Origin of the sequence: Flintibacter faecis (assembly GCF_014287875.1) — a bacterium.
GTDB lineage: Bacteria > Bacillota > Clostridia > Oscillospirales > Oscillospiraceae > Lawsonibacter > Lawsonibacter faecis_A.
This window is the reverse complement of record NZ_JACOPN010000012.1, coordinates 16,350-38,123: the sequence shown is the minus strand read 5'-3', so window position 1 is coordinate 38,123 and position 21,774 is coordinate 16,350. Positions and strand designations below refer to the sequence as shown.

20 protein-coding genes, 1 tRNA gene and 1 pseudogene are annotated in these 21,774 nt (G+C 54.6%); 7 read left to right on the top strand and 15 right to left on the bottom strand.

The window, feature by feature from the left end; translation table 11 throughout:
- The 10 genes from H8S55_RS13120 to H8S55_RS13075 form a co-directional block, all read right to left on the bottom strand.
- The coding region (locus H8S55_RS13120) for a type IV secretory system conjugative DNA transfer family protein (protein WP_243200615.1) at positions 1-1,069 on the bottom strand (1,069 nt) is incomplete at its 3' end.
- Positions 1,056-1,463: a PcfB family protein gene (locus H8S55_RS13115; RefSeq protein ID WP_330418361.1), complete on the bottom strand. Its 408-nt coding sequence runs from the start codon at positions 1,461-1,463 to the stop codon at positions 1,056-1,058. The genes H8S55_RS13115 and H8S55_RS13120, both read right to left, overlap by 14 nt.
- Positions 1,464-1,578: 115 nt before the next feature.
- Positions 1,579-2,292: an antirestriction protein ArdA gene (locus tag H8S55_RS13110; protein ID WP_117918876.1), complete on the bottom strand. Its 714-nt coding sequence runs from the start codon at positions 2,290-2,292 to the stop codon at positions 1,579-1,581.
- Entirely contained in the window at positions 2,292-2,633 is a 342-nt protein-coding gene (locus tag H8S55_RS13105; protein WP_003020223.1) for a DUF7768 domain-containing protein, read from the bottom strand. The genes H8S55_RS13110 and H8S55_RS13105 overlap by 1 nt, the downstream gene beginning before the upstream one ends.
- A 283-nt stretch (positions 2,634-2,916) precedes the next feature.
- On the bottom strand, positions 2,917-4,365 hold the full coding sequence (locus H8S55_RS13100) for a ParB/RepB/Spo0J family partition protein (protein ID WP_186879298.1): 1,449 nt from the start codon (positions 4,363-4,365) through the stop codon (positions 2,917-2,919).
- Between the two features lie 211 nt (positions 4,366-4,576).
- Positions 4,577-5,155, bottom strand: a complete 579-nt coding sequence (locus H8S55_RS13095) for a sodium:solute symporter family transporter (RefSeq protein ID WP_186879297.1) — start codon at positions 5,153-5,155, stop codon at positions 4,577-4,579.
- A 175-nt stretch (positions 5,156-5,330) separates the two neighbouring features.
- On the bottom strand, positions 5,331-6,506 hold the full coding sequence (locus H8S55_RS13090; protein ID WP_186879296.1) for an NAD(P)-dependent malic enzyme: 1,176 nt from the start codon (positions 6,504-6,506) through the stop codon (positions 5,331-5,333).
- A gap of 56 nt (positions 6,507-6,562) precedes the next feature.
- Positions 6,563-7,405: a hypothetical protein gene (locus H8S55_RS13085; RefSeq protein WP_186879295.1), complete on the bottom strand. Its 843-nt coding sequence runs from the start codon at positions 7,403-7,405 to the stop codon at positions 6,563-6,565.
- Between the two features lie 40 nt (positions 7,406-7,445).
- The gene (gene argH, locus H8S55_RS13080) at positions 7,446-8,948 is read right to left on the bottom strand and encodes an argininosuccinate lyase (protein ID WP_186879294.1); all 1,503 of its coding nucleotides are present in this window, start codon (positions 8,946-8,948) and stop codon (positions 7,446-7,448) included.
- Between the two features lie 35 nt (positions 8,949-8,983).
- Entirely contained in the window at positions 8,984-10,438 is a 1,455-nt protein-coding gene (locus H8S55_RS13075) for an MmgE/PrpD family protein (protein WP_207721866.1), read from the bottom strand.
- Positions 10,439-10,827: 389 nt separating this feature from the next.
- On the opposite strand from H8S55_RS13075, the gene H8S55_RS13070 reads away from it, so the two are divergent.
- The 3 genes from H8S55_RS13070 to H8S55_RS13060 are packed head-to-tail and all read left to right on the top strand — an operon-like array spanning position 10,828 to position 13,211.
- Positions 10,828-11,742, top strand: coding sequence for an AraC family transcriptional regulator (locus tag H8S55_RS13070; RefSeq protein ID WP_186879292.1), 915 nt, complete (start codon positions 10,828-10,830; stop codon positions 11,740-11,742).
- Positions 11,743-11,768: 26 nt separating this feature from the next.
- Positions 11,769-12,608, top strand: a complete 840-nt coding sequence (locus tag H8S55_RS13065) for a fumarate hydratase (RefSeq protein WP_186879291.1) — start codon at positions 11,769-11,771, stop codon at positions 12,606-12,608.
- Positions 12,609-12,620: 12 nt separating this feature from the next.
- Positions 12,621-13,211 carry a Fe-S-containing hydro-lyase gene (locus tag H8S55_RS13060; protein WP_186879290.1) on the top strand — a complete coding sequence of 197 codons (591 nt, stop codon included), beginning with the start codon at positions 12,621-12,623 and terminating at the stop codon, positions 13,209-13,211.
- On the opposite strand, the gene H8S55_RS13055 is transcribed toward H8S55_RS13060, so the two are convergent.
- Both H8S55_RS13055 and H8S55_RS13050 read right to left on the bottom strand, forming a co-directional pair.
- Positions 13,157-13,960 carry a ParA family protein gene (locus H8S55_RS13055; protein WP_366468017.1) on the bottom strand — a complete coding sequence of 268 codons (804 nt, stop codon included), beginning with the start codon at positions 13,958-13,960 and terminating at the stop codon, positions 13,157-13,159. The genes H8S55_RS13060 and H8S55_RS13055 overlap by 55 nt on opposite strands.
- A gap of 244 nt (positions 13,961-14,204) precedes the next feature.
- Positions 14,205-14,564: pseudogene (locus tag H8S55_RS13050) on the bottom strand (replication initiator protein A); the annotation flags it as partial.
- A 149-nt stretch (positions 14,565-14,713) separates the two neighbouring features.
- Here H8S55_RS13050 and H8S55_RS13045 point away from each other — a divergent pair.
- On the top strand, positions 14,714-15,859 hold the full coding sequence (locus H8S55_RS13045; RefSeq protein WP_186879288.1) for a hypothetical protein: 1,146 nt from the start codon (positions 14,714-14,716) through the stop codon (positions 15,857-15,859).
- 377 nt (positions 15,860-16,236) lie between these two features.
- The gene (locus H8S55_RS13040) at positions 16,237-17,082 is read left to right on the top strand and encodes a GIY-YIG nuclease family protein (RefSeq protein ID WP_186879287.1); all 846 of its coding nucleotides are present in this window, start codon (positions 16,237-16,239) and stop codon (positions 17,080-17,082) included.
- A gap of 34 nt (positions 17,083-17,116) precedes the next feature.
- On the opposite strand, the gene H8S55_RS13035 is transcribed toward H8S55_RS13040, so the two are convergent.
- Positions 17,117-17,941: a 4Fe-4S binding protein gene (locus H8S55_RS13035; RefSeq protein ID WP_186879286.1), complete on the bottom strand. Its 825-nt coding sequence runs from the start codon at positions 17,939-17,941 to the stop codon at positions 17,117-17,119.
- A gap of 192 nt (positions 17,942-18,133) precedes the next feature.
- Positions 18,134-18,910, bottom strand: a complete 777-nt coding sequence (locus tag H8S55_RS13030) for an enoyl-CoA hydratase-related protein (protein WP_186879285.1) — start codon at positions 18,908-18,910, stop codon at positions 18,134-18,136.
- 201 nt (positions 18,911-19,111) lie between these two features.
- On the opposite strand from H8S55_RS13030, the gene H8S55_RS13025 reads away from it, so the two are divergent.
- Positions 19,112-20,641, top strand: a complete 1,530-nt coding sequence (locus H8S55_RS13025) for an oligosaccharide flippase family protein (RefSeq protein WP_186879284.1) — start codon at positions 19,112-19,114, stop codon at positions 20,639-20,641.
- Between the two features lie 3 nt (positions 20,642-20,644).
- On the opposite strand, the gene trmB is transcribed toward H8S55_RS13025, so the two are convergent.
- Entirely contained in the window at positions 20,645-21,400 is a 756-nt protein-coding gene (gene trmB, locus H8S55_RS13020) for a tRNA (guanosine(46)-N7)-methyltransferase TrmB (RefSeq protein WP_186879283.1), read from the bottom strand.
- A 137-nt stretch (positions 21,401-21,537) separates the two neighbouring features.
- Between trmB and H8S55_RS13015 the strand changes: the two genes are divergently transcribed.
- Positions 21,538-21,613, top strand: a tRNA-Pro gene (locus H8S55_RS13015).
- Positions 21,614-21,774 lie beyond the last annotated feature (161 nt).

Here is a 21,774-nt window from a genome sequence, read left to right as displayed (position 1 = left end):
GAGCAGTGATTTTCTCGTTTTTTCTCATAACTTGCGCTCCTTTCTTCGGTTTTAGGTTGTGTGTTCTAAGAGACTTCCCAACCGCTTGATTAAGAAGTCTTTTAGAGCATACAACACCGCTGGCCAATTTGTACTTTTTATACTGTTTGACCGCGAAGCAATCCGGCTTGCGCTTTTCAAGCCCGGCAAACATATAGTCCACCGCGTTCATAAAGTCCTCGTCATCCTCCTTGACCTCCATGCCGGAAATCATATCCACAAGGGTATTCATGTTCCGATCCTCGGCAGGCCCCTCGAAAATGATGTAGGCAATCAGGGCGCAGTATAAAAGCGTTTCCGATTTCGTCCAGAATGGATCGCCTTCCTTGCCTTCGCCCTTTGTGTTGGAAATCAGGGCATCCACGAATTTCAGAATATCGGCCTCGTTGCGGATATACGCCAGCGGGTTATAGTGCATGGATTTTGAAAAATCTATGCTGTTGAATACCTTGATTTTGTACCCGCGTTTTTGCAGGAAAGCTCCGACCTGTCCCAGCACACCGCCTTTGGGATCGACCACCACATAAGAGGAATGAGCCTGTAAAAGCTGGGGCGTGAGCCAGAAGCGGGTTTTGCCGGAGCCGGACGAGCCGATAATGCAGCAATTCAGGTTTCGGGCATTTGCGGGGATTTTCGGGCGGGTGTTCATCGTGAGAAACTCCGTCCCGGTCAAAATCACGTTGTTTTCAAACCTTGGATCAACAAACGGTTTGATGTCTTTTTCCGTTCCCCACCGGGCGCTGCCGTATTCTGCATCCCGCCGAAACTTCTTAGCGTTCTTGCTTTTGAAATAGATCAGCAGCCGGAAAACAACTGCGCCTACAATGCCAACAAGCCAATCCAGCGGGACAAGACCGGGTGCAAAGTCAGCAAAGGCCGGGCCAATCGTCTGGCCCAGCCCGATGAGCTTATGTGCAAAATCGTTCCCCGCCGCCAGCCGGTAGGCCGTTCCCAGCTTGAGGCACGCCCACAGGATGAATAGATAGGGAATGTTCGGAATGAGATATTTTCTGATCTTATCTGTCCTCATAGGCCACCTCCTTTGCACGTTCTTTCTGTTTCGGCTTTTCTTTGGAAAGCTGATCTGCCGCCTGTTGCAGTTGTTCCCGGATGGGAACACGGTTCGATTTTGCTTTGCTTAACACCTTCCGGGAATACTCAGAAAAGCAGGCGGTCATTGCGTCTGCCTGTCCAGCCTTGAAAAACAGCAGGTATTTGTCCGGCCCGGTTTTATAGAACGCATAGTCTACATTCCATTTCCGGGCCACGCGGTCAAAGGACTTGGCATCCCCGGATAGCTCAATGCTGTTTGTGGCTGTACCGTGGGCCATGAGCTTTCGCACACTTTGTTTTCCATGCGGTACTTGCCGCCCACGGTATGCCTTGCGGATCTTCCGGCCCACCATGCCCAGCACATACGCCAGTCCCCGCGCCGTCAGCTTGGTTGTTTTTACGGATATGGCTATCGTGCGCCGGGAAATATCTTCATCAATCAGTTACACCGCCTCCTTCCTTGGGACAATTTGTCTCGAAGTGCCATCACCGATCCCCACGGTCTTTTTTCTGCATTTGACGGTAGCCCTCCAAAGAAGAACCGTCTATGATTTCCTGATAAGCGGCCATTTGCTCCCGGATAGAGAGCTTCGGGAAAGAGAATACCTTATGCTCCTTGGGAATATCCTGCAAGCCGTGATACACTTCCACGAAATGATTGCTTTCTTTGACAACATAGCCGCCCGGGGCAAAATGGCCGTTTTCGTGGATGCAGGCATCCCGGCCATACGCCTCATAATCGAAATACGGTTTTACCTGATCCGGCACATCCAACATTTCCAGATCGTCCACATAAATACGCCCCAGCGTTTCCTCATCGGATACGCCGGGGTAAAAGCCGTAACAGTCCAGATTTTGTGTCAGATTGATGATGTCCCGCACCGAAGAACAGTGATCGCCGCTGTCGAGGACGGCCTCCAGTGTTTCCAGCTCCGATGAGGTAAGCTCGGAAAGCAGGCAGGCCAGATGATTAAGCTCGTCCAGATTTTCATACTCGCTCAAATGGTCATAGAGCCCCAGCACATCCCCATCGAAAGAGGTAATAAAAATTTCCTGATAGCGGACGCCATCCACGCCGATCCGTTTCAAGAGAGCCTCCACCTCCTGGGCGGTTGTGGGAAATTTCAGTGTTTCACCCACAAGCTGGCCCTCGCTGTACTTTCCGGCGTTGGTAACGTAGGCTTCAAACAGGGTTGCCATTAGCGGCGGCCCTGTCCCTTGACGGTCAGGATGCCCTCAAGGGTTGTTGCCGTAATTCCCAGCCGCTGGGCCACGGCAATATCATTTTTCATGGCTTCGGTCATACTGTGCCCGCAAACAACCAGCACATGAGAACGGCGGAGCAGGTCACGGCTCATGTCGATGCCGCTTTTATGCTCCTCGGGAACAGCATCATTGAGAAACAGGGGCAAGTACAGGGGCGGGCAAATAGGAGAAAAGCCTGCCTCATACACGGTGCGGCAATACTGCGCCGCCAGTTCTGCGTTTTCGCTATCGCCGCCGAGCCATGCAGCGGTGATATAAGCAAGGGGTCGTTTCATCGTTCATACCTCCGATATTTTAATAAGAAAGTTCAACCCAAACCCCACGCCCTTTCCCAGTCTTGGGAAAGGGGGCGGCTCTGGAGGATATACCCCCGCCGCTTGCCGGGGAAATAGCACAGCCGGGGCAGACCGTCAAGGGCGAGCCGCCGAAAACGGCGGTGCGCTGCACCCTTGACGGCCCACTCCCGGCTGTACTAAAAAACAGTCGGCGACGGGGGATATATACCACCAGAGCCTCTGCGCGAGGGCGGGGCCCTCGGGACAAAGTGTCTCGAAGTTGTTACTTGTCAAGTTCCTGCTTTTTCGGGGCTTTTGCCAGCTCCGGCGGCTGTTTTTCTTTCCAGTCACCCAGCAGGGACATAATCTGTTCTTTCATTTTGGCGGGAGTGACCTCCTTGCCAAAATACTTTTCCAGTTCCGCAGTAGAAATAATCACGCCTCGATCCTCCTTTTTCTGTTCTGATAAGATACCGTCAATGACATCGCCGTTGAGCTTGCCTTCCTTATCCAGCTCCCGGAGCCGTTTAGCCTGGGCCAGCGAGGGCGAAGCCTGCTCCCCGTCAATGGAAACAGCGATAAGCCTCTGATTTTTCGGTTTGATGTAGGACAGCTCCACGGCAGGCATGAAGCCCATCTTTTTATCGTCTACCTTATCCAGAAGCTCCGGCACAAGGGAGTTGAGCCGCAAGTAGCGCATGACCTTTTTATAGTTCATTTCATGCGCCTCGCCTACAATCTCAACCGAGCGTTTCCCGACATCGCCTTCCGCAACACCTTTCAGCCGCCCGCCCTGATGCTTGATGTCCTCAACCTCGAGTTCCAGCAGAGCGGCCAATTCGCTGGGGAGCATCCCGTCACGCTGCTTGTTGCTGTCCTTCATGGCCTGTACCGCTTCGTGGTCGGTCATTTCACGGACGATAAAGGGCATTTCCTCCAGCCCCGCCAGTTCACTGCCGTGGGTACGGCGATGGCCCGCTACAATTTCATAGCCGTTTCCATCTTTCTCCGGGCGGGCAAGACCGGGAACCATTATACCGTTTACGCGGATAGAAGCAACGATTTCCTGCATCTTTGCATCGTCCCGTACCTTAAAGGGGTGCGGACGGAATGTGTGAAACGGATGAACCTCGGAAAGTTTCAGATAAACCAGCTTGCCTTCCTCAACCGGGCGGGGCGGTGTAGTCGGCTCGGGAGCCGTCTGTTCCACAGCAGCAGTTTCCTTCAGTGCCGTATCCTGTGCGGGCTTAATGGGCTCCTTGGCATCCGGGGCCTTTCCGTCACTTCGGGACACTTTGTCTCGTTTGGACGGCTTGGGCTTGTCAGGGGCCGTCTTATCCGCCTTGGGTGGGCGGCCCTTGCGGGCCCCAGCCGATTTCTCCGATTTTTGATTTTCAGTCGCGGCCTTTTCTGCTTTCGGCGGACGGCCACGGCGCGGCTTTTTCGGTTCCTCCGTATTGGCGGGCTGCGGTGTTTCTCCGGGGGCTGCCGCCTCCGGCGCTTCGGGGGTTTCCGCCTTTTCGACTTCGGCGCGGGCGTTCTGTCTCTTTTCTGCCATAAGCTCATTGATTTTGTCAAAGGACACAACCACATCGCCGGGCTCAGGTATGGCAGGCCCGGTCTGTTCCTGCTGGGGTTCAGATGCTGCGGCCTGTTCGGGTGTGGCGATAGGCTCGGCGGCCTCCGGGGAAATATTCTCCGCAGGGCCAGTATTCAGTTTTTCATCGGCCATTTACGATCCTCCTTTTCGTTAAAGTTGCACAAATTAGAGCGCTAAAATTTTGTAGTTATTTTTGTGCCTCCTTTCCGTCTATCCACGCAAAAAAGCCGCCCGTTTCTCATGCCGGACGGCTTTTTGCGTAATGTGATAGATCAAACATTATTTTTTCTGGTTTGCAGGCTCCGAAAAGCCTTGTATTTACAGTGTTCCTAATAGGAAGTAATCATATGGTAATACCCATACCAAATACGATAATGAGTACTTGCCAGACATCGGTCATCATGACCCCCCACAAACCGGCCGCGGTGCAGTAAATACCGATGACCACAACAGCAATTGTACTGCCAATGAAAGGATCGATACCGGCGTAGACAAACAACTGCTTACCAGCAATGACTTGGGCTGCGATATTTGCGGTGGCACCGAAAATACCAGCAATCGCAACAATCAGAGTGATGAGGTGACCGAATTTTGTATACCGATCCCTAAAATAGGTAGAAATCGTTACATAGCCGTGTTTGCGTACCCAACGAGCCGTGACGAAGGCGAACAAAGCGAAGGACAGTGCTGCACCGACACCATACCAGCCGGCTCCCACACCGTACTTTGCACCGTTGGTAGCACCGCCAACCACGATGCCAGTACCAATGTGTGATCCTAAAAAGGAACCAGCGACCATGATCAGAGTTCCCTGTTTGCCGGCGGTAAGGGAATCAGCAAGGGTCCCGCTGTACTTTTCACCCATTTTGCCGATCAGCATCATCGCTATCATATAAATGATAAAAATTGCGATAATAATCATTATTTCTCCTCCTTTGTTTTTCAGTGGCCTGCTTTCTAAAAGCTCTCGCTATGCAAATCACCCCAGTATAGCCTTTTGCATTATTGTAGCGGAGGCTTCTACTTCATAGTTCCTCCCTCTCTCTTTTTGGAATGCAACATGATTTCTTGGAATGCTACAATTGGAATTCGTCAATTTAAGGAAGTTGTGCGACACCGCTTCTGATTGCCGCTTGCGCAACGGCTTTTGCCACAGCGGAACCTACACGGTGGTCAAAAGCCTTAGGGATAATGTACTCCTCGTTGAGTTCCTCATCGGTGATGAGATTGGCCAGAGCCTCGGCGGCAGCCAATTTCATCTCCTCGTTGATGTCGCTGGCGCGGACATCAAAGGTGCCGCGGAACACGCCGGGGAAGGCCAGGACGTTGTTGATCTGGTTGGGATAGTCGCTACGGCCGGTGGAGATGACCCGGGCGCCGCCCGCCTTGGCGTCATCGGGGAATATCTCGGGGGTGGGGTTGGCGCAGGCGAAGACGATGGCGTCCTTGTTCATGGTCTTGACCATCTCGGTGGTGACGGTGCCGGGAGCGGACACGCCGATGAACACGTCGGCGCCCACCAGCATGTCGGCCAGGGTGCCGGCCTTCTTCTCCAGGTTGGTGACCTGGGCCATCTCCTCCTTGATCCAGTTCAGGCCCTCCCGGCCCTCATAGATGGCGCCCTTCCGGTCGCACATGGTCACATTCTTGAACCCGGCGGACAGCAGCAGCTTGACGATGGAGATGGCGGCGGCGCCGGCACCGGAGGTGACCACCTTCACGTCCTCCTTCTTCTTGCCCACCACTTTGAGGGCGTTAGTCAGGCCGGCCAGGGTGATGATAGCGGTGCCGTGCTGGTCATCGTGGAAGATGGGGATGTCGCACTTCTCCTTCAGCTTCTGCTCGATCTCAAAGCACCGGGGAGCGGCGATGTCCTCCAGGTTGATGCCGCCGAAGGAGCCGGATATCAGGTACACGGCGTTGACGAACTCGTCCACGTCCTTGGTCTTGACGCACAGAGGGAAGGCGTCCACGCCGCCGAAGGCCTTGAACAGCACGCACTTGCCCTCCATGACGGGCATACCGGCCTCGGGGCCGATGTCGCCCAGACCCAGAACGGCGGAGCCGTCGGTGATGACGGCGCACAGGTTGTGCCGGCGGGTCAGCTCATAGCTCTTGTTGACGTCCTTCTGGATCTCAAGGCAGGGCTGGGCCACGCCGGGGGTGTAGGCCAGGGACAGGTCGTCCTTGGTGGCAACGGGGACGGTGGCCACCACCTCGATTTTGCCCTTCCATTCGCCGTGCAGACGGAGGGATTCTTTTGCGTAATCCAATTGTATTCCTCCTTAGTTTTAAAAAACATCTGACAAGATTGATGCTCAAGTTAATGTCAATCCACGGTATTTTTGTCATTTCCTTTGTAAATACAGCCGACATGGCGGATACAGTTGTCACAACCGCCATAGCAGACCGCCAGACTGTCGGCTTCCCCGGATAGTGTACAGCCTTTCAAAGCGAGTACTGCATTCCAAGCCTGACGGATGTTTTCATCTTCGCCAATGAGGATGAAGGTGCGGCTACCTTCACCACTCCCAATTCCACTGCCTGCAATTACTACTGCTTGTACATTAAATAAAAGTTCAAAAGATTTAATCTCCGTTACCACAGGTCCGAAAATGTTGTAAAGACCAATGGCGGCCCCCATGGAATACTTCACACCGGAGCGTCCGCTGTAAGCCATGGCGACCCCTAGATCGGGGATCAGCTTGTTGAGGCCGCTCAGAACCAACATGGGAATTCCTTGCATATAAGCGCTGTGGAGTGCGTAACCACGGCTGCCGCCGCCCAAAGCCGCAAAGGCCAGCGCAGCCCGCCCGGATGGATCAATAGCGTTAGCACCTGTAACAATTAAATCGTCACTACTCAACCCTTCTACAATAGCCTGTATGTTTTTGTCAGCATTGACCGCCTGGCCATTTTGAATTAGGAGATTGTGTGGTGTTTGTGTGATGGTCTGGGCAGAACGTGTTCCCTCCGCATCGATTCGTCCAGATATCCGCATAGGCCCAAAGCCCAATTCCTCTGCCAGAGCAGACACAGTAGTGCCTCCAGCCAGTAAAAGTTTATGACCATTGTCCAGTCGACCGCGAACCTCAGGGTGAAGTACGGCTGCCTTTGCAATCAAACGTTTGCTCTCGTTCCCGGTCAAGGTAACTTGAACTTTTTTGGGCATGGTTTTGTTTCCTTTCTTCCTTTGAATAGAAAGAGACTGTTTAAGCGAGCCCAGCCAATTCACGAGCCCGGGCGTGAAGCATGTTATCTGCTGATTTCCAGCGTTTACACCGTTCTTCCATACTGTTAGCCAGTTCCTTCGCAGCCTGTGCCTGCTGCTCCAGCATCTGTGCTACCCGGATTGGTGAAGTGGCTCCTTGACAGTTTCGACGTTCCACCGATATGCGGAAATCTTTTGCCTGCTCCACCTGATTGGGGGTAATGGGAAGCCCTATGCCGTTGATTTCACGACACCACTTGTCAAGTAACTCCCAAGTAAGCGCATCCTGACCAGCACCCTGTTCAAACAGCTCACTCACAGCGCCGCCTACCACTTTGTGGGCTTGGCGGAATGAAAGCCCACCCTGGAGTACCAAACTGTCTGTCAACTCAGTGGCATTGGCAAAGTTTCGTTTCAGGATGTTTTCCATCCGTTCCCGATTAAACCGCAATGTTCTTGTGTACTCCTCACTAATCCGGCACATACCCTCCGCAGTTTTCAGGCAATCCAAAACGTCCTCCCACGCAGCTGTCATATCCCGGCTGGCCTGGAACTGTACTGTGCAGGCATCACAGATGCCTGCATAGCGGCCAGCAATCAGACGCGCCTGACAGCGAACAGTGGCACAAATGACAGGGTTGCGCTTTTGGGGCATGATGCTGCTGGAGTCAATTAGATCATCGGAAAGATCTGCGAAGCCAGCCTCGTTTGTGCACCAGAAGATGATATCTTCCGCCAATCGCGCCAGGGTGTTTAAACTCATGACAGCAATATTAGCGGCCTCCAGCATGAAGTCAGCACTGGATACTGCGTCTGCGGTGTGCTCCCACACGCCATCAAAACCCAGCAGAGCCCCGGTGCGCTCGCGATCAATGGGATACTCAGTGCCAGACATTGCAGCTGCGCCAAGGGGGTTATGATTAATACGGTCCACACAGTTTAGGATTCGTTCTACATCACGCAACAGTGGCGCCGCGATGCCAGCCAGGTGGAAGCCCATAGTAATGGGCATAGATTGTTGGTGATAGGTGTAGCCTGGGAAAATCCAGTCCACAGTATCTGCTGCTCGCTTATGAAGTACTGCCACCATATCCAGCAGTGCTTTGGCAAGAATCATGAGCTTGTCCCGCAACTCCATGCGCCACATGGCACCCTCTACGTCGTTGCGGCTGCGGGCAACGGGCATATAACTGCAGATGTCCTCTCCCGCTTCCTTGCTCATCAAATGCTCCATGTTGATATACAAATCTTCTAGAGTAGGGTCCAGTTCGGGTTCGAGGTCCTGCCAGCCTTCCATGACTCGAAGAATCTTAGACGCAGCCTCTTTGGGAATAATGCCTTGTTCACCCAGCATAACCACATGGGCTTCCATAACGGTCACTAAATAAGAAAAGGACCCATCTGACTTCGCCATGCGTGGACCATAGTAATACTTGACCACTACAGGATTAATCTTTCCCTGGGTCTGCTCAAAAAAGCCGCCTTTCTTTTCTGCTGCGCTCATACTGTTCACTCCATTCGTTTTTATAAGTATCTGTGTTAAAGAGGTTGTACCATCAGCTTAACCAACTGAGCTACCGGGATGCTTGTATCTCCGTGTAGGATTAATTCCATCAATTTTTGAGACCGCTCTCGACCAAGAACACCTTCTGTCAGCCCACAGTATTTTTGAATCACATCTTCTTCTGTCAGTGGATCGCCTATGGAGCCTTTGGCAAACTTGACAACAGCAACGCTGCGGGTTCCATCATTCCATTCCACCGTGACTCGTGTGCCACTGAGGTGTTCAGTCTGACGCAGGAGATTAAATTCCTGGCTCTCTACTACTTTTACACGGTCAGCGAGTGTCCGCACCATCGGGTCACCCAGACGGTCTAAAGCGTAGTCAGCTCCTTGACCAGGACGACCAAGTAGGCCAAGAGCAACGCCATAAGGAATGCTGATTTGAGCAGAGACTACGGAATCTGGTTCATAAGAGTGTCCTGCCATGGCCAACGCCGAACGGTTAACTTCTACCAGGATGGAGCTAACCTCTTCTGGTGTCCTCTGGGGGTTTTCCCGATAAATCTGCAAAGCTGCGGTAATTGGGGAATGGACCGACTTACAGGATGCAAACCACTTATACTCTACCTGCTCAATCTCCAGACGCTCTGAATTTCGAAGAACTCGTTCTATGTCCCACTCCCGGGAAAACAGCCTATAGAAGCCGCCATCTTCTGCCTCCAATACATAGTGGGGACCCGGGACTCCCGCCTGAGCTAAATAGGCGGCCAACAAGCCGTCGCGGGCTGCCAGCCCGGGGTGCAAGCGTTTGGACATGGCACCATCTACAGAGAAAGCCCATGTACCGCCAGTGCGGCTACCTGCGGTTCCCAGAGCATCTGCCAGTTGATCTTCCGTCAAGCCTAAGAGATATCCGGCTGCAGCAGCTGCACCAAAGGCACCGCAGGTAGCGGTGCCATGCCAACCACGTTCCCGATGGTCCATATAATCCATACCAAGTGAGATACGGGACATGACCTCAACACCATTTACTATCGCACGCAATAATTGTCCCAAGGAAGAATGCTCCAATTCCGCAGTTGCTATAGCTGCCGGAACACAGACACAACCTGTATGTAGGATCGCGTAATGTACATCATCCAACTCACGTAAATGGCAAAGGCTACCACAGATTAAAGCAGCGCTTTCTGCATCTAACGTTTCTCTGCGTCCCCAAACAGAAACTTTACCAGTTCCAAACCGTCTCAATGACTGAAGTAACTGCTCTGTTTCAGGCTGGGAACTACCGTAGATACCTACTCCTAGAGTGTCCAATAAGCATAGCCGTGCGGCATGCAGTGCATGTCCAGACAACGCCGTTTGATTCATGATAGTGATTTGTCTGGCAAGCCGTTCAATTCCTGTTGCTTTCGTTTTTGACTGTTTCATATGACATTGAATTATGGGCAGTGGTTTGCCCCCCTCCTCATCTGTTGCAGTTTTGAGATCCAATTTCCAAGTCTCATTGTAGCGCATAAGCAATAACAAAAGTTTTCAAGATTTGCTCACTTTTACTTTTCGTGTTGTTTACTTTTCTTTCGTGTATTTTCGTCTGACTATAAAGGTTGTTTCTTCCCGGCTCTAATTAGGAGTATAGTACCTGATTTAAAAAGCGGCCGACTTGAAGGACATACTATAAGTCCCTGCGAGGGCCATTTACTGAACGAGGCATTTTGTTCTCTTGATTGAAAAATAAGGCTCTCATCCTCCGAGCTCAAAAATTGATTTATATTGCAGTAAAAAATACATTTATTGTGGTATCGAGTTGTTTGGGTGTCTTGTGTTTTTTTAAGAATCGAGTATACTGTGTATATTCGCAGAACGGAAAGCATTCGAATCATATGATGGGGGTGGATGGGGTGCAGGTTCGCTTTTTTAGTAAGGAAGGCTGGCAGGAGAATAAGTTTCACTTCCATGACACCTTGGAAATCCTGCTCACTATGTCTGAGGGCGAATGCTTTTTTGTGCGCAATAAGATGTATCCGATTACGAGGGGCAGTCTTTATGTGCTGAGCCCAGATGATTTGCACCGAAGTTCCCCTCATGCAAAAACACTATATCAGTTTTATTCTATTCGTTTTTATGCAGAAGAAGTTGCGGCGTTTTCTTCCGACGGGTTTGATATTCTGGCGTGTTTTCGCAACCATGAGCAGTTCAATCACCGAGTACAACTCCTCGGTGACCAATTGGACCATCTGCTGAAACTCATTAACAAGATGGAATACTATCTGAGTGTGGACTGTACTTCCTATGGCAAAGAAGTCTTTATCAAAACTTTGCTGGCTGAGATTTTAGTTTATATCAATTACCTGTACAGTGTTCCGTCACGTCCCTCTCCCCCCGATAACGAAGAAGTCTCTAAGTTACAGCCTGTGATTGCATATATTCAGGAGCATATCAGCGAGGAACTACCGTTGGAACTTTTAGCACAGCAGATATTTGTCAGCAAATATTACCTTAGCCATCGTTTTAAAGAAATCATGGGTTTTACCCTCAGTGAATACATCATTCACCGCAGGCTAGCACAGGCTAAATCGCTGCTCCGTAATGGAAGTTCTGTTGCTTTTGCCGGAGAGCGGTCTGGTTTCAACAGCAGTGCACATTTCATTCGAACCTTCATCAAGTATGAAAACATCTCGCCTAAACAGTATGCCAAGCAATATCGGGTGCTGGAAAACTATTGGACGCCTTCACCAGCGCACCGGGACGCATTTTTGATCGCACCACCAGAACAGGAGCCACCGCGTCAACGGTGACTCTTGCCTAAAGAAAGGAGCTCCTTATGCGAACGGTTACATCTTCCGCTATTACCGAGGTAATTGCCCAGTTATGTGTCCAGGCCAACACCAAACTGCCCGCAGATATCGTGGCCGCCCTGGACCGGGACCGGAAGGCCGAGCCCTGGCCACTGGCCCAGGAGACCCTGAACCTGCTGTGGGACAACATGGAGCTGGCCGGTGAGAAAAACCTGCCCGTCTGCCAGGACACGGGGATGGCCTGCGTCTTCGTGGAGCTGGGCCAGGAGGTCCACATCGAGGGCAATTTTGAGGAGGCCATCCACGAGGGCATCCGCCGGGGCTACGGGGAGGGCTACCTCCGCAAGTCCATCGTGGGCGATCCCCTGCGCCGGGTGAACACCGGGGACAACACCCCCGCAGCCATCACCCTGCGGCTGGTCCCCGGAGACGGCTGCACCATCACCGTGGCTCCCAAAGGCTTCGGCAGCGAAAACATGAGCCGCCTGGGGATGCTAAAGCCCGCCGACGGGGTGGAGGGCGTGAAAAACTTTGTCCTGGAGACGGTACGGCTGGCAGGCCCCAACCCCTGTCCCCCCATCGTCCTTGGTATTGGCGTGGGCGGCTCCTTCGACAAGGTGGCCTATCTGGCCAAGCACGCCCTGCTGCGGCCCATCGACCAGCCCAACCCTGACCCCTTCTACGCCGACCTGGAACGGGGGCTGTTGGAGGAGATCAACGCTCTGGGTATCGGCCCTCAGGGCTTCGGCGGGAAAACCACCTGCCTGGGGCTGTCCATTGAGGCGGCTCCCACCCACGTGGCCGGCCTGCCCGTAGCCATCAACGTCAGCTGCCATGTGACCCGCCGGGCCACGGCCGAACTGTAAGGAGGGGTTTTGATGCAATACAAATTGACCACCCCCGTGACAAAGGAGATGCTGGCCCCCCTGAAGGCCGGAGACACGGTGCTGCTGTCGGGTACGGTGTACACCGCCCGGGACGCGGCCCACAAACGGATGATGGAGCTTTTAGACGCTGGGCAGTCCCTGCCCTTCCCCGTGGAGGGGTCCGCCGTCTACTACGTGGGCCCCACGCCGGAGCGGCCCGGTCAGGTCATCGGCTCCGCCGGCCCCACCACCAGCGGGCGGATGGACGCCTACTCCCCCCGGCTGCTGGACCTGGGCCAGGCTATTATGATCGGCAAGGGCGCCCGGAATCAGGCGGTCAAGGAGGCCGTAGTGCGCAACGGAGCCGTCTACCTGGCCGCCCTGGGCGGCGCCGGCGCCCTGATGGCCGCCAGCGTGGAGGAGCTGGAGGTCATCTGCTGGGAGGACCTGGGCTGCGAGGCGGTACGGCGGCTGGAAGTAAAAGACATGCCCTTAACTGTCATTTTGGATGGTAGCGGGAACGATTTGTATCAATCTGGTCCGGCCACTTACTTAGGTTGGATTGCTGACCATAAGAAGAAACCACCTAACATTGATCTATAATAAATGTTGATATAGGCTTGCGCCGCTTTGCCGTTTCGGTCGAGGTCGTAAATGCTCTTGTTTTCCACGCTGACCTCGGCGGCGCGGATAGAGCGAGGTATTTCGCTGGCAAAGACCCGACCGGCGTATGCCTGCCGGATCTGTTCGCTGATGCCTTTTGCCAGCGTGGTTCTGCCGTCCACCATCGTCAGCACAATGCCGTCGATTTCCAGCTTGGGATTGAGTTGCCGTTTCACACGGGCGACCGTCCGCAAAAGCTGCTCCAGACCCTTTGCAGGGAGATAATGCGCCTGCACCGGAATGATGACGCTGTCCGCCGCACTCAGTGCGTTCAGCGTCATCATGCCCAGCGATGGCATACAGTCGATGAGGGCATAGTCGTAACGATCCTGCACGGTGGACAAAAGCTGCCGCATGACCGTTTCACGGCTCATGGCATTGACCAGCGTGACCTCCAGCGCCGACAGTTCGATGTTTGCCGGCAGCAGGTCAACGCCGGAATCGTGATGCAGAATGCCCTCTCCGGGGCTGACTAGCTGGTCGGTGATGATCTTGCCCATCAGGTCGGCCAGGGTGGGCGAAAGCTCGTCCGGCTGGGCCCAGCCAAGCATCTGGGTCAGGTTTCCCTGGGCATCTGCGTCCACCAAAAGGACTTTTTTACCTTGCCGGGAAAGACCACTGGCAAGGCTGGCGGCTGTGGTGGTCTTGCCGACGCCGCCTTTCTGGTTTGCAAGGGCGATTGTTTTCACGGAAACACCTCCAACAAAAAAGGAGTCTCGCGGCTCCAGTTCTTCTACAAGACAGTTATTCTTTTCTCGGTCTGTTTTCTTTCTTACTCCATCCGTATTACTCATCTCAGTCTTATTAGATTTCGATTTTCGAACGTCTAAACTTTCGATTTCCGAATGTCTTGAAATTCGAAAATCGAATTTCTCAAATAGGCGCACTCCCTCCATAATCGGTCTTGTTCACTCAAAATGACGGAGTTCCTGCAAAATTTTTGACGTAGATCGTGGTGGGCTTGCCCTGTCCTTTCCGGACACGCTCAATCAGGCCAATGCCTTTTTTGCTGTCCAGCTCCGCAAGCAGCTTCGACGCCTTCTCGCTTCGGCAGTGAAGCACCGACATGATCTCCTCTGCGGGAAAATAGATATAGACCCGCCCCTGCTCGTCCAGCCAGCCATTTTTTAGCGACAGACTCATACGGTCCAGCATCAGGCCATACAGCAGTTTGGCGTCGGTGGAAAGGCCCTGAAAGCGCTCGTCAGTCACCAGCAGCTTGGGGATGCGGTAAAAGGTAAACTGTTCGGATTCATAGCCGTAATAATAGGGGAAGTGCTGTGCTTCTCCCACTCATAACACCTCCCTCAAAAGTAGACACACACTTGCGCAAGTGTTTTACGTAAAATATCTATCAGCCACGATTCCAGTTGCTGTACTTTATTACTTCCATTATCTTTGGTACAATGTAAGTATCATATTTGCGATTGGAGGCGGATGCCGTGGCTAGACATGACCTACCTTTTCCCAACAAAGACTCTTTCTCAATGTTAAATGGATTAAAAGATGTGTTGCCAAATCGTATCGAGGAGTGTTGGCGCAACGGTATTTTTGACGAGTACTCTGACCAGCATTTTCTCATCCGTGCCTTGTACAATGATGCAGAATTTTTTAAACCGTTTTTTACTGAGCATCAACTAACCCTTAAATATGGCTATGACTATCATGCTTTCCCCGACACTTTTTTAATGAATCTTAATAGCCGTATAAATTTCTTATATGGCTGTTTTGGGCAATCTAAAATCGAAAGATTTTTGAAAGATCAATTGTCCGCTGGAAAGCAAAACTACAGGCAGAATGCATTTTTTGAAGCACTATCTGAACTTCACCTGCTATCCTACTTTGCCGCATTTGGACCATCCACCATATCCAAAATGACATATGAACCACCCATGGGATCAAACGGCGCAAATCCGGAAGCCAGATTTGAATATGACAACGGTATTATCTTGGATATCGAGGCCAAAACCCCTAATTTTCCTGAGCGAGACCGAAAGAAAAACATCATATTACCCGGCCTTTTGATAGACGATTCTGGACGCGCTGCGCTTAACGCTTTTTGCAAACAACACGGGATTGAATGTCGTTTTCCGCGAGTGTTAAAGTTGACTGACTTTTTTGAATCTGCTGCCAAAAAGTTTGTCGTACCTATGACCCCGACTCATGTCAATTTGCTTGCTATAAACTGGACTTATGCTGACATCAAGGAAACAGCGCTCTTTGAACCAACAAAACTACTGTGCAATCAAATCAATGGAATATTCTTTAGAAAAGATATCGCCCTTAAAATGGGAATCTCTGAAGAAGCATTACAAAAAATTACTGCGGTCTTTCTGTATCGGATATCAGAAGAAGCTCTGCTCTTTAGTGATTTACGATATTTGTTCAAAACCCGGAGTTATAGAATCATTATGAATCCATTTATCAAGCATAGTGATATTCAAGTCGTCCATGATTTAACCCATATGGCGGTTCACCTGCCACAGGAGTTGGATGATAATCTGGATGTTTATTTTGATCTTGATCAAAAGGACTGGTCAGAGGAATTGCAGCAAATCCACCGTATTATAGGGGATCACTTGTTGTAAGTTGGACTGGTCGCAGCAAAACAGACGTCCCTGTAAAGTCCAATAAACATCTCATCAATGTCCCGCAAATGTCCTGCAAACTTCCGAAAAATCGGAAATCTGCTCATCCTTTCTCAATCCCCTGTGCCGCAATTGTTTTAAGGATTTCGTCTCTTCAAAGCCTTGTGCCCCAAGGGTTTCAAGGTTCATTCCTTTCGGACGGGAAGGCATCAGGAATCACGAAAAGGCACTTAAAAAGACACCCCTGACCTTCGAGTTCTGTTGTCTCCACCATCTAAGAACATCACACAGAAACGTGTGGTGTTCTTGCTTTTTAGATTGCGTTACATTCGGTACGGACAAACGGTTTTCTGTCGTTGCGAGGAGGTCCCACATAGATGCCCGTTCTTTTCTTTTCAGACCTCTTGACCAAGGTCGGCCTTGCCCCCGGAAAAGTCAAACTCATCCGCCACGCCCTTTCTGACAAGGGCTTTCGCAGCTGCTATGAGAAAAATATGGTCCTGGAGTATACCCGTCAGCAAAAGCCCGATTTCAGCCGCGGCTATACCCACTGGGCCATTTTTATCAGCGACGCAGGAAACTACGCTAAGTTTTATGCACTGTATCAGGTCGGCCCCTCTGTTCCGGACACGCCGAATGTGATGCCCGTCGGTTTTCCACACCCCGATTGGTTCGCCGGGCAGAATGCCTATTTTGACCTGACCCCCGTGGACCTTCTGGGCGAATATGAACAGCGGCTGGTGATCGACTGGGGCAAATCTGCCCGCATGTGGCACCAGCGCGGCACCACGGAAAAACCCATCGTGGCCATCCAAACAGCCAACAGACACCCCTTCGTAGGCTTTGAACAGGTGGTCCTCTCTTACCACGAGCTAAAGGAAGTGGTCGAAAACGCCACCGACTATGAGGCGTGGCACACCGCCCTTTCCTCTGTAAATGCGGTCTATCTTATTACCGATACGCAAAACGGGAAACAATATGTGGGTTCCGCTTATGGGAAGGACGGTCTTCTGGGCCGTTGGCGGTACTATGTGGATCCTCTCCACGGCAACAACAAGCGGATGCGCCAGCTTCTCTGCGACCACCCGGATCGGTATCAGTTCTTCCAGTTCTCTATTTTGCAGCTTCTCCCCAAAACCGCCACCGATGAGGAAGTTATCCACACGGAAAGCCTGTGGAAGAAAAAGCTACTGTCCATCCCCTTCGGCATGAACGACAACTGAATCGTTTTTACTTTATTTCACTTTTCTTGCAGGCTCACAGGAACCACTCCGCCTGGGTGGGGCGGGTGTAGTTCTGTTCCAGCATGGCCACATGGGACAGGAAGGCGGGGTCGTCCAGATACTTGGCCCCGGTGGGGCAGACCTTAATGCAGGCGTGGCACTTGATGCAGATGCCGGCGCAGGTGTCCGGGGCGTCGGCGGGGATAGAGCCCACGGGGCATGCAGTGGCGCACAGACCGCACTTGTTGCACTTGTCCGTGTCGGTCTTGGGGGTGGCCTTTAAGAACTTGGCGGGTTTTCCGTCGGTTCCCAGGGGAATGTAGTAGGGGCCCACCGGGTCCTCGCCCTTCACGGCGATGGGTGTGGGAATGTCCGTCAGCCGGGCCACTTTTTCCCCGATCTTGCGCCCGAACCCGGCCAGCTCCGCCAGGTCGTCCGCATTGGGACGGCCGGGGGCCAGCTTGTTGCTGAACACGTGCTCGGTGGGGACACCCGCTCCGGCCACGGTGTGGAAGCCGTGGGCCTCCAGCTCGTTGCGCAGCTCCATCAGGGCGTTGTCATAGCTCCGGTTGCCGAACACCGCCACGGGGACGGCCAGAGCCCCATTGCCCTGAAAACCGCTCTGCACAAAGGGCAGCAGCTTGTTGGGGATACGTCCGGCATAGGTGGGTGTGCCGAAGACCACCAGGTCGCCGGGGCCATAGCTCCGGGTCTCCTGTCGAGCCTGGGGCAGGGTAAAATCGTCATAGGCCACGGGGACGCCCAGCGCTGCCCCCACAGCGTCGGCCACGGTACAGATCACCTTTTTGGCATTGCCCGTGGGGCTGAAAAACACGGCGTGTACTTTAGATATCTCCATTGTTCTCGCTCCTCCATCTTCCTACGGATGAATTTCTGTGCAAGGCAAGTCAGCACAATAAAATAATTTTACAACCGCCACAAAAGAAAGTCAATTCCAAAGGAGCATTTCCGCCGCTTCCAACAACTTTCGGGCAAAAAACACCACTCCCGGCCTGTGCTCAGGTCGGGAGCGGCGCGTGGTTCTGTGTCCTTACTTGTTCTTGAATCCGGGCAGCTTCTCCTTTTTCAGGAAGGCGGCCATGGCATCCTTCTGGTCCTCGGTGGCAAAGCACAGGCCAAAGGCCTCGCTCTCATAGGCCACGCCGGTGGCCATGTCGGCCTGGAGGCCCCGGCGCACGGCGGCCTTGGACTGGCGGACAGCCACCTGGGCGTTGGCGGCGATGGCATCGGCCAGCTCCAGCGCCCGATCCAGCATCTCCTCGGCGGGATAGACGTGGCTTACCAGACCGATCTCCAGGGCACGCTGGGCGTTGATGTTCCGGGCGGTGAGGATCAGCTCCATGGCGTTGGCAGAGCCCACCAGCCGGGGCAGACGCTGGGTGCCGCCAAAGCCGGGGGTGATGCCCAGACCCACCTCGGGCTGGCCGAACTTGGCCTTCTCGCTGGCCACCCGGATGTCGCAGGCCATGGACAGCTCGCAGCCGCCGCCCAGGGCAAAGCCGTTCACCGCAGCGATGGTGGGCTTGGTCAGATTCTCCAGCTTCAAAAACACCCGGTTGCCCAGCACGCCGAAGGCCTTGCCCTCCGCCGCCGTCAGGGTGGACATCTGGCCGATGTCGGCCCCGGCCACAAAGGAGCGGCCTGCGCCGGTGATCACAGCCACCAGGATGCTGTCATCCGCCTCCACCTGGTCCAGCACGGCGTCCAGATCCCGCAGCACCTGGTCGTTCAGGGCGTTCAGGGCTTCGGGCCGGTTCATGGTGATCAGGCCCACAGGGCCCCGGTGTTCTAACGTTACAAAAGACATATCAAATAACCTCCTGCATTCTCATTCGTTTCATCATTCCATCCAACAAAAACAGCGGGTCTGCCGTAAAAAGCCGCAGACCCATTCTGCAGGACCATTATATCCTATCCCGCCGCCCAGGGCAAGGGAAAAACCAGAGCAGAGGAAAAAGCATACCCCTCCCCCGCCCGGCATATGCTGACCGGGAGAGGAGGGGAAGCCATGGGCAAGGAGACCACGTCCGCCGGACAGGGGGCGGTGCTGCTGACGGTGCTGGGTGCGGTGTCCCAGCTGCTGGGCTTTGGCTATCGGGTGGCCCTGGCCCGCATGGTGGGGGCCCAGGTCATGGGGCTCTATCAGCTGCTCATGCCCATGTACGCCGTGGTGCTGTCCCTCACGGCAGTGGGGCTGACGGCGGCGGTGTCCAACCTGACGGCCCAGTATCTGGCCCGTGGAAACGCCCGTGGGGCGGACCAGGTCCTGAGAGCCTGTCTGAAACTGTTCGTTCTGGTACTGCTCCCCGTGGGCGGGTGGCTGATCTTCGCCTCGGACTTTGTATCCGTGGCCCTGCTGGGGGATGCCCGCACCCAGCTGGGGCTTATTCTGCTGGTGCCCTGCGTGGCCCTCACGGGGGTAGAAAACTTTCACAAGCACTGGTTTTACGGGGCGGGCCTGGTGCGCCCTCCCGCCGTCACCGAGCTGTGCGAGCAGCTGGTGCGCTCGGCGGCGGTGCTGGGGCTGCTGTGGCTGTTCCTGCCCCAGTACCCGGAACGGGCGGTGGGCCTGGTAGTGGCGGGAATGGTGATCTGCGAGGTGTTCTCCGCCGTCACGCTGGCGGTGCTCTACCGCCGTCGCCGCCGGGGCGTTCTGTCCGGGCCCGGAGAGCCGGGGGCCGTCCGCCGCCGACGCATCGCCGCCATCGCCCTGCCCGTGGGCCTGAACGCCCTGCTGGGCAATCTGCTGGGGGCGGCCAACGCCGCTCTCATCCCCCAAAAGCTGGTGGAGGGGGGCATGGCCCGGGAGGATGCCATCGCCCAGCTTGGGGTGGTGTGCGGCATGACGCTGCCCATGCTGGCCCTGCCCACGGTGTTCTTGGGGGCGCTGAATCTGGTGCTGCTGCCCCGGCTGGCCCGGGCGAGGGCCCTGGACCGGTGGGACCGGGTCCAGCAGCTGGCCCAGCGGGCACTGTCCATCGTGGGGGTGCTGGCCCTGCCCGCCATGGCCTGGATGACCGTGGTGGGACCAGCTCTGGGACGGCTGCTCTTCGGCCGCCCGGTGGACGGCTATCTGCTGCCTCTTGCCGCCGTCATGGCCCTGAGCTGCTTTTGCTCTGTGCTGGGGGCCATTTTAAACGGGGTGGGCCGCCAGGGAACGGTGGCCGCCGTCTCCCTGCTGGGGGGCGGAGTGCAGCTGGCCCTGACGTTGGTTCTGGTCCCCCTGCCCGGTGTGGGCATGGGGGGCTATGTGGCCGGGGCCCTGGTCTCCGCCGGGCTGGAGGCGCTGCTGTGCCTGGCCCTCACCCTGCGGCACACCGGTCTGGCTCTGCGGCCCCTCCCCTGGCTCATCGCCCCCGGGCTGGCCGCCCTGCTGTCGGCCCTGACCATGTCTCTGCTCCAGCGCCGGCTCCTCAGCTGCGGCTTTGGGGCGCTGTCCAGCGCCGGGACCTGTCTGGTATTTGGGGGAGTCCTCTATCTGGCCGCCCTCTCCGCCCAGGGGGTGGAGCTTGGGCGCATCTTCCGGCTGCGTGGGTGATGGTCAGTCCCCTTTGTCAGCCTCGGCCGGCTCCTGCCCGTCTGTATCTTCCTGCTCGGGACGCACACCGGGGTGGGCATCGCCCCAGCCGGGGATGGGGTGGAACTCGGGCTCCGGGTCCACGGCCAGTTTGGTGCCCACGCAGCGGTTGATGGGTACGCCCTGCTCGTGGAACTTGGCCTCGTAGTCGGTCATCACGCCGCAGATGCCCCGGCTGTGCAGGTCCCGGGTGACCTCAGACAGGTCATACCCCGCCTTGGGGAACTGGAACAGGGAAAACTCGAACAGGTCCCGGTTGTCCGTTTTGAAACACAGCTTTCCGCCGGTCTTCAGAATCCCCCGGTACAGCACCAGGAAGTTTTCGTGGGTCAGGCGGCGCTTGGCGTGGCGGTTGGAGGGCCAGGGATCGCCGAAGTTGATGTACATCTGGTCCACCTCGTCGGGGGCGAAGTAGTCCCGCAGACGAGCGGCATCCCCGTCGATGAAGAACACATTGGTCAGGCCCTTGTCCATGCAGCGCTCCATGGCCACGATCATGGCGTCGGGGACCCGCTCCAGGGCGATGTAGAGGGTGTCCGGGTGCTGCTGGGCGGTCTCGGCGGTAAAGCGGCCCTTGCCGCAGCCCAGCTCCAGCCGCAGGTCGGCGGCATCAGGCTTCAGATCCCGCCAGTGTCCCCGATAGGCGGCGGGGTCATCGATCAAAAACCGGCCGCACCGCTCCATCCGGGGGCCAAGGTTGGGTTTTTTTCTCATTCTCATGGAATTCACCTCGTCATTTTCTTGAATTTTTATCTTATCACAGATGCGTAAGACTTGCAATTATTTCAAAAGTATACTATACTAGTTAGGCCGATGTTGCCTATCCATCGTTTGGGCGGCCAATAGAGAGAGATCACCCGGGTATAGCGGAGTTGGTAGCGCGCCTGGTTTGGGAGCAGGAGACCGTGCGTTCGAGCCGCACTACTCGGACCAATCCCCCTCTGAAGTCGTTGATTTCAGAGGGGGTTTCTTATTCTTTGTCTATTGCGGCGCAGAATCTGAATACTATTACAGATGCCTCTTAGTATTTCCACATAGGGCTAGCAGCGTAGAAGAAACCTTGACGGCACCTGTACTCCGATGAACTGAAGGGC